The organism is Chryseolinea serpens, assembly GCF_900129725.1.
Classification (GTDB): domain Bacteria; phylum Bacteroidota; class Bacteroidia; order Cytophagales; family Cyclobacteriaceae; genus Chryseolinea; species Chryseolinea serpens.
The window spans coordinates 1,811,145-1,823,921 of the sequence record NZ_FQWQ01000001.1 but is presented as its reverse complement, the minus strand read 5'-3'; the positions used below and the strand labels follow the sequence as shown (position 1 = coordinate 1,823,921).

Here is a 12,777-nt window from a genome sequence, read left to right as displayed (position 1 = left end):
TCAATTATTGTTATCCGGTAAATCAGCACACGTCTTTTCGTACTTGAGGTCGTCGCCAACGAAAATTTCCCATTCGTCTTTGTTGATGTTGCGTTTCACGTTGCCACAAAGGATGTTGGCCATGGTCGGAATTTTTGTAGGCCAGGCGTGGATAGTGTGTTCCACTCCCTTCACGGTCTCGATCGAGCTATGCACGCAGGCGAGCAACTGCTCATCGTCCGGTGTGAAGGCCGCACCCCATACCCAGTCTTTGTGATCACTGAACACGATGGGTTGTTCTTTTAAGCGATCCACATTCCAGAGGCGCACGGTCTTGTCCTTGCTGGCCGTGGCCATGAACTTGCCGGCGTGGTTAAACTGGATCTGCTCGATCACCGATGTGTGTCCTGACAACACGCGCAGCACGAGGTTGCTCTGGTTGTCGAAGAGGGTCACCACCCCGGTGTTGTCACCCACCACGATGCGTCGTCCCTCGGGGGCAAAGCAAACGGCGGTGAGGTGTTGTCCCAGGTTTTTGTGTTCGGCTACGGTGTAGTTGTTCCGGATGTCCCACACGTACAGGCTTCCGTTCTCGCCGGCACCCGCTAAGAAGTTTCCGTCGGGGCTCAGGTCAATGGCATTGATCTTCACCGGCGGAACAATCACCTCGCGGCTCGTGGTCAGGTCCGAATACTTGATGCTCTTACCGGAATTGTCGCGGGCATAAAAGCCTTTGCCGTCCGGTGTGAAGTTCAGGTTCTCGATGGCATACGTAAAGCCCGTGATCTTCTTGGGTGCGTCCGACATGTTGTCGAGATTGTAAACCTCCACATAGTTCTTGGTCTCACTGAGGGAGTTCAATCCTGCCGCGATCAGTAATTTGCCATCAGCACTCACGTCGATGGTGTAGTATTGATAGTCGGGACGGCTCACAAGCATTTCCGATTTCCAGTTGTTGTTCACTTCTGTCCAGCGGAAAACCTTGCCGTCGCTGCCACCGGAATAGATTTCATTGCCGGTAGGGCGGGTCACCAACGTGCGGGCAGCGCCGCGATCGTGGGCTTGCAGGCTTTGTGTTAAGGGATGATCAAATTTCTTCAACGCCGAATACAGACCGTTGTAAATGTCATTGTCGTACTCGTATCCACGGTGGTCGGTGTTGAACTTGTAAGCATGTTGCGCGATGAGGGCTTCCTGCTCCGGATCGTTCAGTTCCTTCGACTTCACCGCCATAGCTTTCGCCTGGGCGATGTAGCGTTGACGCAAGGCTTCGGCCGCGTTGTCTTTGGCGATCTGTTCTTGTTGCTTGGCAAAGGCCTCGTTCTTTTGGGCACGTTCGGCATTGAGCCTTGCTTCCTCAGCGTTCTTTTGGGCCTGAATGGCGTTATTTTTTGCAAGCTCGGCATTTTGAACAGCGCGCTTCTCAGCTTCCTGGGCCAAAAGTTTTTGTGCAGCCTCCGCCTTTTGCGCGGCTTCAGCTTCTTCTTTGGCTTTTACGGCTGCAATCCGGTCGTTGTCGGAGACTACGCGAAGGCTATCTGCGCGTTTCGCTTCCGCTACTGCCCGCACGCGTTGAATTTCCGCTTCAGCACGGGCATTATCAGCCTTCGTTTTTTGGATGAGGGCGAAGATCAGGAAGAACAGGCAGATAACCGTGGCCACACCCATGATGATACCAAACACCCGGGCCCGTCTCAGCTTGGCCTTCTGCTCCATCTCCTTGATGCGCTGCTCGGTTTCCCATTCTTTCCTGGAATATTCCAGGAAGATCAGCGTGCGTTCAAAGGCAGGGTTATAACGTTGACCCCACACGAGCGTGGGCTTGTGCTTGGCTTGCCAGTTCAAAGCAAGTTGCAAATCCGGTGGTCGCCACAAGCCGGCTTTGCCCACCTGGTACATGGTGGCAGCATCCGCAAGGCGCGTATACATTTGCACGGCCTCCGCTTCATCGTCCACCCAATTTTTCAGACGCACCCAAATCCGCATGAGACTTTCGTGCGAAATGTCGACCATGGATTTGGATGTGACCGTTGCTCCGTACGCGGGCGTTAGCAACGACCTTCCGGGTTCCCGGAATTTATCGATCACCTCGATCACGGCATCTTCCTGCACATCGGCAATGGCCGCAATTTCCGTGAGGCGCGTCGGGCGGCGTATGCCAAAGTTCTCGCCGCGTTTTTCGGTGACGGCTTTGAACAGTACTTCGCAAATATGTTTTTGTTCTTCCGAAAGTTCGTCGTAGGCCTCGTTGGCGTGTTGCGACAACGCCTCCGACATGGTGCCGATGGCTTCGTAGTGCTTCAGGTCAACATGTTCTTCCTCGAAGTCGCGATAGGACGACCAGTAGCTCCAGGTGCGCATCAGGGCGTGCTGCAAAATGGGAAGCTGGTCGGGGTTGTCGCCCAGGTCGTTGAGCAACTGCTGCACCAGGCGGGGCGCTATGCGGGCGCCGCCCACGGCTACGGGGCCTTCGATGGCCACCCGTTTCTGTTCGCGGGTGAGCTGCGGGATCAGGTAGTGACTGTCGTTGATCTTGCGGGTGAGATCAGGAAACTGCGCACAGTCGCCGATAAAATCCGACCGCATGGTGATGGCGACATAGATCGGGGCGTCGGGATAGTCCACGGCCTCCATGAGCAGGTTCACAAAGGCCAGCGTTTCGTTCACCGAGTTCACATCGTGACCTTCCTTGAAACGGAAAAGCTCTTCGAACTGATCGACCAGCACCAGGTAGTTCACGTCCACATCCTTGCGGGTCTGCTCGATAGCTTCCACCAACCCCAGCGAACTGCTTCGCAGCAAGGTGGAGAAGATGGTGCGCTTGATCTTTTTCTCTTCGGCGTCGGACGCCAGGTATTCGGGATTGTTTTTTAACAGCGATTCGGCCAGGTTGTCGATGGGACCTGCGCCGGGGCGTGTCACCACCACTTCCCAGTTGGGGCTGGCGTCGGTGAGGAACCCGCCATACAAAATGGGCATCACCCCACAATAAATGAACGACGACTTACCGCTTCCGGAAGGACCGATCACACCTACGAATCGGTTTTTCGAAAGCTTGAGCAGCACTTCGTCGCTCTGCCCTTCGCGACCGAAGAAAAGGTGACTTTCGTCGATCTTGAAGGGCCGCAACCCGGGGAACGGGTTGGCGGTTTCTAATTTTTCGTCAATGGCTTGCATGACTATGCTTTAAATTCTTGCAAAAATGATTTCAGCGATTCCAGGGATTGTTGATTGTCGCCATCGATCACCCGGAGGTTTTGACTCTTGAACGCATCGGCGTTCACGTGCGAGCCTTTGGCGGTGTAGATGGCCTTGCCCATGATGGGTTTTTTTCGGCCGAAGCCGGGTGCCTTCAACAGGTCCAGCGCTTTCATGCGCACCCATTGATCGTTCACCCTTCCCTTGTAGATGATGGCGGCGTCCAGGTTGCGCAGGTTCTCGATGTGCTTCTGGCGCAGCTCCAACAACTCGCCTTCAAACGAGGGCATGAGCACGTTGAAACCCGAGCGCTCGATGAGCTCAACAAAAGGTTTTATATCGAGGTGATCTACTTTGTCGTGCATGAGATACACCGCGCGGCCGCCGGTTTCGTCCAGGGCTTTTTTCTCCCCGGCGTCGGCCAGTTCTTCGCGCATGATGTTCTTGAAATCTTCCAGCGGTGTCTGCAGGATCTCTGCGCCTTCCTGGGCTTCGACGTCGCGTTTCAGGTTTTCGATGAATCCTTTTTGGCGCTCCGTGATGTGGTTCAGGTTGGGAGAGATCCAGATGAGGCGGGAAAATTCTTCCTTGTTCTCGCGGCCGCGGTTGCTGCGCTCGGCGGCGATGCGGTTTTGGATGTCCACCACGGAACGGTCGGTTCCTTCGGGGATGTCGCCATACACGGCGCCGATGAGGTGGATGGACATGCTGCACTCCGCGAGGTCGCGGCGCGCCACACGCTCCAGGTCGGCCACATTGCCGGGCAGGGTTTGGTTGGGCAACACGGTATAGCCGTGGCGTTGCAATTCGCGGGTGATGATGTTGCGCTGTACCGACAGATCGTGACCGGTCTCGGCCAGGTAGATGGTCTTGCGCTTGAAAACATTCTTCACTTCCTTCGCCAGCGATTTATCCTTCAACGACGACAACGTATCAGAGATGTCGTAGCTCAGGTCCACCATCTCCATCCAATACTGGCGCTCGGCCTCCGTGCTGAAATAGTCGGTGTACTCGCGGATCTCGCCCGAATCCGGATCGAGTTGATACATTTCATAACCCAACAGCTCGCGCACGCGGGCAGGTTGTTCTTGCACGGACACGGGTGTTTTGAAAACTTTGAACACCCTATTTTGTCCCTTGGCGCTCGCGGCCTGTGTAAATTTTTCCAGGTGATCCAGGCACGGCCCCGATTGCGTGAAATCTTTGGACAGGATGGACACCAACACGGCGGAGTTGTCGAGCCGGGGCGAGGTCATGGTGTCAAACTCGGATTTCAGCAACACGTTGGGTTTCTCGCCCAAGATCTGCGTGAGCATGGATTCCAGGAATTTTTTGAATTGAGTGACCCATCCCGGTTCGTTTCCAGTCGCCTCGTTGTCGCGGTCGGAAAAAATAATCAAAACATCAATTTCAAAGGCCATGATTTCAGGTTAAGGTTGTTGCAAATGCGGTTCGGTTTCTTCTGTAATATTTTTGATGAGGCTTTGCGCCAGCTCGTGGTGGTTGGCCATCACATAATAAAAATCCATGAGGTTGATTCTGAACACAACACAGCGCTCGGTGGCTTCCAGTGACGTGATCTTCGGCGCTACGCCATCCTGGAACAAGTCGCCAAACACGCTGCCGCGTTTTAATGAAGCGGCCAGTATGCCATCGCTTTTCAATTGTGCGCTGCCGTGGGCGAGCACAAAGATGGGGGTGTTGAAATCGTCGGGGGTAAATTTCACCCGGGTGGCAAAGGCGAGATCCAGCGGTGTGATCTTGTCGGCCAGGTCGCACAGCATGGCACCGTGAATATTTTTGAAGGTTGGCAGCTGTTTCAGGAACATAACTTTCTCCACCCACAAAAAGAATCCGTCGTTCAAGCCATCCAACAGCTGATTGTTTTCGATCGACGAGTCGAGGAATTTTTTATCCTTGACCGGGAGCCGTTCGGAGATGACTTCAAACTCCTTTTTGTTTTTGTTATAGATCACCCACGCCGCGGTTTCCTGCAACAGCTTGTCGGTGTTGAACATCTGCGCCACCAGGCCGCGGCTGATCCGGAAATCGGAGATATAGGCCGATGCATAGATGGCGCATGCCTTTGTCCACCGGTTGTTGAGGTTGAAATCGCGGTTCAGGATGTAGTTGATCACCTGGATGGGGTTGTAGCTTTCGCGGGGAAAGAAGATCTGCAATTGCTTCAGCTTCTCCGGAACAGCAATGTCATCCAGCAAGGGCACCAACTTGGGTTTCACGCCCGGGTCGATGAACAAATCCAGCAACTCCATGGCAAACGCGATGTTGTCGGGATCGCCCGACTCGATATTCTCGCGCACCAGTTGCACGGAGCGCGGTTCATACAGGATCGAAAGCAGGATATAGATCTGGTCGTAATTGTCGCGGGTCTCTTCTTCGAGTGCCTCGCGTAAGAACAAAAATTCTTTCACATCGGGGAGCTCGTCCAATGCGGCGAGGTTCCAGATGGTCTTGCTCATCTCGCTTTCCAGCAAGTTGATCACTTCGCGCGCCTCGCGTCCCTCGGCGTGATAGTTTATAAAGCGCAGCGAATTGAGGATCTGTCTCACGATGCGTTTATCGGGATAGTCGGCTTTTTTCCACAGCAGTTGCAGCGCGTACTTGCCGCCAATGCTGCCCATGATCTGGACGATGCGCAACATCACCAGGTCGCTTTGTCCCGACTTGTGAAAGGCGGCTTCCAGGGTGGGCAAGGCTGTTTCGCCTGCTTCCTTCAGGGCTGCCGCGGCATGATGACTGTAGGCAGCGGAGTTCAACAATTCGATCAGCACGGGCCACGTTTCACTCAGCTTCACCTTGCGTGCCGTGTAGAGCGCTTCATAACGCACTTTCGGATCGACATCGCGAAGCAATTCCAGCAACACGAAGATGGTGCGCGGCCCCACCAACTTGCGCAAGAGTTTGGCCGCGAGGATCCGGTCCGATTGTCTTACCGACTTACTGAGTTTTAATAATTTTTCGGGCGAGATCGAGAGGAGGTCGCTGTCTTCCAATTCGCCATAGGCTTTCTCCGCCAGCGAACGCAACTCGGTTTTGCCGATGTCGTTGCGCAGACCAAGGGCCTGGATCTTTTCTTCGGCAAATGCCCGGACTTTGCGCGAGGTGCTTTCAATCAATCGCACCAATGCGTTTTCGAACAAGGCGGGCTCCAGTTTCTCCATGAGCTTCAACCCGTAGATGACCTTTTGCTCGACGGAGCTGTTCACTTCTCTTTCCAACACCGTGTTCAGCGTATACTCCCGCTCGACACGTGCCGACATGGAAGATTTGTTGCGCAACAAGGTGTCTTGCAACGTGTGCCGATAGCTGTTGTTCATCCGGTTGGAAACGAAATACCAGAAGAGCAGCAGCGGTATGGTGAACAAGGTAATATAGATCAGCGTAAAGAATTCCGCTTTGGTGATCAGGATGATGAGCGCACCGGCAAGCAGGCTGGCGAAGGCGGTAACCAATCCCTCGATCTTGGTCTGCACGTCGATGCGGATGCTGCTCTCGATCGGCAACAGGTAGAGCTTGAACGTAGGGTTATCCAGCGATTCGCGCAGCGACCGTACAAACAGCTTACTGATGGCGATCACCATGAAGAAGCCCAGCGAGTATCCGAAGATCGTTCCCAGGATCAGCGCGACGACCGTGAAAAGACAGATCAGGAACGGGTTGATGAGCAGCGGGATGCGGAGGCCATATTCTTTTATGATCCGATCCGTAGCCAAGGTCTGGAAGAGGAACCCGAAAATAACAATGGTCATTTCAAAGTAAGAGATGAACCGTGGCAAGTCTTCGCGGCTGAGGAAAATGGTGGTCGCGTTAAAGAACGAGTAGTCCACAAAGTTCACGGCCATCATGGAAACCACCACGAAGAGCGACATGTAGAGGATGTAGCGGTTTTGAAGGAAATCTCTGAGTACCAGCTTTTTGTACATCTTTTTTTCCTGGGCGAATGTGCGGGTCTTGTACTTCAGCGACAGGAAAATAAACAGCCCGGTAAAGCACATAATGCTGATCAGCGAAACGGTGTATAACATTTCCGTTTTGACGCCCTTCAGACCGAGGAACTGGGGAATGGAAAAGAAGGCGATGAACGACGCGATCATGGCGCCCATATCCACTGTGCCCACGAGGCGCTTCGACTGGCGAAGGTTGAACAAGCGGCCAAAGGCGCCCCAGAAAATGAGGTATATAATAAAAGAGAAGGGAATGATCTGAGCAAAACCCAGGAAGTAGATGGTGCGCGGGTCCGCGAAATAGCCTTCACCAAATTCAATAAAGGCGGTCAACACCAGGACCACCATCAAGCTGAGCACGGCCAGCAATTGGAAGGGGATCCGGTTTTGGAGGAAGTTATAAACAATGGTGGCAAACAATCCGAAGGCACCCGACACCAACAGGGCGATGGGCAACTGGGTTTTTTCGTCGAAATGTTCCAGGAAAAGGGATTGCGAAGCCACGGTAATGGTGGCGATGAACACCCCCATAAAAAAGCTCATGATGAATAACAGGCCCACGCGTCCGGTCTCGCCCGGCTCGGTATCAAGAAAACGGATTATTTGTGCCTTCATAGATTTCCCCCATTACCCCTAAAATTGCTTATATTCCAACAAAAATCCTATAAACTACCATTTTTTTGGCTGCCTCAGCGTATAGGACGGGGGTATGCATGGCGGGGTTCAATTGCTAAACGCGGGTACAAAATGCTGGGACCAAATTCGGGATAACGTCACCGCTTGTAAGGTTCTGTCTAAAAATCCCTGTTGGCTCGTGTTTATTCTTTGTAGTATTGAGGTTAAATTTTAATCTGTATGACAAGAAAGGTCAATCTGCTTTACTGGTTATTATTCTTTTCAGTGATCGCCCTCCAGGCCCAGGACAGCAAATCGCTGGCGGATGCCGAGCACTATTTCAGTGTCCGGAGCTATGACGTAGCCCTTCCCAAGTTCCTGGCGGCCATACAGGCCGGCGAAAAAAGCCCCCTCGTCTATTACAAGACGGGCGTGTGCTACCAGAAATCGCCTGAAACCGACGAACAGATCAAATCCATTCCCTATTTCGAATATGCGCTGAAAAATGGCAAGGACATGCCGGCCTCGTTGTATTACGATTTGGGCACGATGTATCTAAAAGACGAGAGCCTGCAAAATGCCGTACAGAGCTTTACCAAGTTCCGGGAAGTAAGCAGCAAAGCCGACAAGAAGGTCATGGCGCAAGCCGATGAAGCGATCCAAACCTGCCACAACGCCATCGCCCTGATGTCGGTGCCCCGCAATTTTAAGGTTACCCACTTCAATTCCATCATCAACACAAAATACACGGAATACAATCCGGTGGTTTCGGCCGACGAGAGTGTGATGGCCTTCACCGCCCTCCGTCCCAACACGGGCAAGACCCGCACGGGCGATAAGTTCATTGAAGAAATATACATCACCTACAACATCAATGGGGCCTGGTCAGAACCCAAAGTAGTGCCCATCGCCCACGACTACAACGTAGGCACTGCGGGTATTTCGGCCGATGGCCAGAAGATGCTCATCTTCATGGGCGGCGCCACCGATCCCGGCGGGCTGTACCAGATCTCGAGGGCCGGCGACGCGTGGTCGAAGCCAAGCCTCATCACGCCTTCGCTGAACACCCCCAAATACCTGGAGTCGACCGCCAGCATCACCCCCGACGGCAAAACGATCTACTTCGCCAGCGATCGGCTGGGCGGTCAGGGTGGGTTGGACATTTATAAAACCACCTTGCAGGCCAATGGTTCATGGAGCAACCCGGTTAATTTGGGCCCCGAAGTGAACAGCAAGGCCAACGAAGACGCCCCGTTCATCCACCCCGATCAAAAGACCCTGTTCTTTACCTCGGATGGCCACAACTCCATGGGCGGACGCGATATTTTTGTGACCCGCATGGTGGGCACCAAATGGACATCGCCGGAAAATATGGGCTACCCCGTAAACACCACAGTGAACGACAACTACTTCACGCTCATTGCCGACGGAACACGCGCTTACTTTTCTTCCGACCGCAAAGGCGGCATGGGAGGCCAGGACATTTACTACATCGACCTGCCGGCAGAATCGGCCAACATCCCGCTGACGATGATCAAGGGAAAGATCCTGAATGCAGAAACCGGCAAGCCCATGCCGACAAAGATCTACCTTATCGACAATGAAACGGACAAAAAACTCGACTTCGTATACGACCCCGATCCCGAGACCGGTAACTACCTCGTGATCCTGCCGCCCTCGAAAAACTACGACATGGTGATCGAGTCCGAAGGCTTCCTGCCCTACACGCTGAACATCAACATTCCGAACCAGACCTATTTCTACGAGCTGTATCAAATGGTGAGCCTCAAGACCATCAAGCAATTCGACGTGGTCGTGGGCCAGGAAGTGCAGGTGAAGAACGCCTTCTACGATACCGACAGCGATGTGAAAGCCGACCTCCGCAAAACGCACGAGGCCAAACTGGTGCAAGGCGGCAACGTGGATGTTTACGACATGATGCTCGACCTCATGGCCGCGCAGGATAAGGATGGTATCAACTACCTGACCGACCTCATCCAGATGAAAGACCCCATCGAAGAAGTGAACTTCAACGAAAAAGAGAACTCACGCATCGAGATGGCTACACGCACCTACTACTATGACGAAAGCGACGAAAGCAAGTTCGAGCAAAAGCAGGTAGACGGCAAGACCATCTTTTCGTTGCCTACCTTCATGGTGAATGAGGAGATCATGAAACAAAAGGGACAGACGGCTAAAAAGACGTCGGTGATCGACAAGGCCGTGTTGGCCAAGAGTGCAAAAATATATTTCGACGCCGGCAAGAGCGACCTGAAAGCGCAGTACAACGCGCAGTTGGATGTGATCCTGGCCGAGTTGAACAAGAACCCCGACCTGGGGATAGAGATCCTTGGTTTCGCTTCCGCGGAAGGTACCGAAGAAATGAACCGCGACTTGTCCAACAAGCGGGCGATCTCCGTGCTTGACTATATCAATCACAAAGGCGTCGTTCGGCGCAGGATCGTTGCTAAAGGTTATGGTGCCACCAAAGACCAGAGCGCTTCAAAAGAAGAAGGCCGCCGCGTAGAAGTCCACATCGTCGATCTTAATGCTCTCTCCGAGATAAAATAACGGCTGTTCCTTTGCGTTCTTTGCGCCTTTGCGGTAGAAGTTTTTAACCGCAAAGGCGCAAAGAACGCAAAGCTTAGCTTCTCGTACGCGGGATCAATAAAGAACTATCACCGTAACTGAGGAATCGATAACCGTTGGCGAGCGATTCGTTATAGACTTTGCGCCAGTCTTCGCCGATGAAGGCGGCTACCAGCAGGATCAGGGTTGAACCGGGTTGATGAAAATTGGTGATCAACGCTTCGCATACGCGGAACGTATAGCCCGGCATGATGTAGATTGACGTTTCCCCTGTCAGTAATTCCAACTGATTCCGATCCATATAGTCAACCACAGCCCGTAGCGCTTCATCGCGAGTAGGCCGGTGGTCTGCGGCCGTATAGGCTTCGTGTTGTGAGATCGCAAACACAGCCTGCGGGTCCTTCAATAATTTCACGCCATACCAATACAAGCTTTCCAACGTCCGCATCGAAGTGGTGCCCACAGGAACAATATATCTTCCCGACAAAAGATGATCCAGGTTGTCCCGGGTCACCACCACCTGTTCGTTGTGCATGACATGCTCCACGGCATTTTCCACTTTCACAGGCTGAAAGGTTCCTGCGCTCACATGGAGTGTGACAAAGTCGTGCGCAATGCCCTTGGCTTTGAGTTGGTCGAAGATGGCCGGTGTGAAATGCAGTCCTGCCGTTGGGGCGGCCACGGCGCCTTCGTGGTGGGAGTAGATCGTTTGATAGCGCTCGCGGTCGGCTTGCTCGGCTTTGCGGTGGAGGTAGGGGGGCAGGGGGGTCTCTCCAGCGAGGTTCACGACCTCAGCAAAAGAATGGTCGGTAGCCCACTCAAATTCCACCAACCCTGCCTCGCGATCGCGCAGCGTGGCCTTTAAGGTGATGCCGTGAAACGTTTTGAACAACGGCTCGTCTTTCCAGCGCTTCAGGTTTCCCAGTGTGCATTGCCACGTACAGTGATGGTGGGCCTGCATGGCTTCCATGACCAGCGTTGAAGGGAGCACCGGGTGCAGCAAAAAGATCTCGATGACAGCGCCCGTATCTTTCTGGAAGTGAAGCCGCGCGGGGATCACTTTGGTATCGTTGAAAAACAGGAGTGTATCGGCCGGTAAAAGATCGGGAAGCGATGAAAAGACTTGGTGATGTATGGTGCCCTGGTCGTAGAACAGCAGCTTCGACTGGTCGCGGTTGGCCAGCGGATAGACCGCGATGCGTTCCGGGGGAAGCGTGTAGGTATAGTTGCTGATGGAAATGTCCATGCCTGATAAAGGGTTCAAAGTTAATTCTAAAACCTTATTTTTAGCAGATCATTGTTGCCTATGGCGCTACAGACATCCTATTCGCAGGAAACTTTTCGTTTCAGCTTCAATGCCCGTACCTCGCGGGGATTGATGAAAGATAAACTCTCATGGTTTGTAAAACTTTGGGACGATGCCCAACCCGGCGTCGCCGGCCTTGGCGAATGTGGCCCGCTTCCGGGGCTCAGCACCGACGATCGCCCGGACTTTGAGACCGTGCTCGCCGACGTGCTGGCCCAACTCCCGCACCACATTTCCACCCAGGACCTGCAAGGATCGCCATCCCTGGCCAACCCCGTGCTGCAAAAAGCGCTGACCTTGGTGCCGGCGGGCTATCCATCCATTCGTTTTGCGATCGAAACGGCATGGCTCGACCTGATGAACGGAGGCAAGAAGATCATTTTCCGAAACGGTTTACTCGAGGGCCAGCGCATTCCCATCAACGGTCTCATCTGGATGGGCGGCCTGGACTTTATGATGAGCCAGATCAACGACAAGGTGGCGCAGGGATTTCGCTGCATCAAACTGAAAGTGGGTGGGCTTGACTTCGACCGCGAGTGCGAGGTGATCGACTACCTGCGCAAGCGCTATTTCCGGGAGAACATCACCATACGGCTGGATGCCAACGGCGCTTTCAAAGTAGACGAAGCCTTGTCGCGCTTGCATGAATTGGCGCGGTTGAAGATCCAGTCCATCGAGCAGCCGATCAAACCGGGCCTTCCGGAAATGGAGAAGTTGTGCCGGGAGTCGCCCATTCCCATTGCGTTGGATGAGGAACTTATCGGTGTGGAGGTCAAAGAAGAGAAGATAGGACTGTTGACGCGCCTCCGTCCGCAGTTCATCATTTTGAAGCCGACGCTTCATGGGGGAATGACCGGCTGCCAGGAATGGATCGCTATTGCGGAAAGCCTTGGCATCGGATGGTGGATCACCTCTGCGTTGGAATCCAACGTCGGCCTGAATGCTATTTGCCAGTTCACAGCAAACTATCCCATAACCCTTCCGCAAGGGCTAGGCACGGGGATGATTTACGAGAATAATGTTCCTTCCAATCTTACGGTGAAAGATGGATATATCTATTTGAGTGAATAGGTGTGAAATCATTTGCGCCTTTCTTTACTCGCCGAAGCTTTAGCGAAGGCGAGG

The 12,777-nt window shown here is 53.4% G+C and carries 6 protein-coding genes; 2 read left to right on the top strand and 4 right to left on the bottom strand.

What is annotated here, in order from left to right:
* Genes BUB30_RS07075 through BUB30_RS07065 form a run of 3 tightly spaced genes read right to left on the bottom strand, consistent with a single transcriptional unit; the run spans window position 1 to window position 7,757 of the window.
* The gene (locus BUB30_RS07075) at window positions 1–3,156 is read right to left on the bottom strand and encodes a WD40 repeat domain-containing protein (protein WP_073132262.1); all 3,156 of its coding nucleotides are present in this window, start codon (window positions 3,154–3,156) and stop codon (window positions 1–3) included.
* Window positions 3,157–3,158: 2 nt separating this feature from the next.
* The gene (locus BUB30_RS07070) at window positions 3,159–4,598 is read right to left on the bottom strand and encodes a hypothetical protein (RefSeq protein WP_073132260.1); all 1,440 of its coding nucleotides are present in this window, start codon (window positions 4,596–4,598) and stop codon (window positions 3,159–3,161) included.
* 9 nt (window positions 4,599–4,607) lie between these two features.
* Window positions 4,608–7,757: an MFS transporter gene (locus tag BUB30_RS07065; RefSeq protein ID WP_073132258.1), complete on the bottom strand. Its 3,150-nt coding sequence runs from the start codon at window positions 7,755–7,757 to the stop codon at window positions 4,608–4,610.
* 240 nt (window positions 7,758–7,997) lie between these two features.
* Between BUB30_RS07065 and BUB30_RS07060 the strand changes: the two genes are divergently transcribed.
* The gene (locus tag BUB30_RS07060) at window positions 7,998–10,328 is read left to right on the top strand and encodes an OmpA family protein (RefSeq protein ID WP_073132256.1); all 2,331 of its coding nucleotides are present in this window, start codon (window positions 7,998–8,000) and stop codon (window positions 10,326–10,328) included.
* A gap of 73 nt (window positions 10,329–10,401) precedes the next feature.
* On the opposite strand, the gene BUB30_RS07055 is transcribed toward BUB30_RS07060, so the two are convergent.
* A complete protein-coding gene (locus BUB30_RS07055) occupies window positions 10,402–11,592 on the bottom strand; it encodes an S-adenosylmethionine:tRNA ribosyltransferase-isomerase (protein WP_073132255.1) in 1,191 nt (396 codons plus the stop codon).
* Between the two features lie 60 nt (window positions 11,593–11,652).
* On the opposite strand from BUB30_RS07055, the gene BUB30_RS07050 reads away from it, so the two are divergent.
* Window positions 11,653–12,723: an o-succinylbenzoate synthase gene (locus tag BUB30_RS07050; protein WP_073132254.1), complete on the top strand. Its 1,071-nt coding sequence runs from the start codon at window positions 11,653–11,655 to the stop codon at window positions 12,721–12,723.
* Window positions 12,724–12,777 lie beyond the last annotated feature (54 nt).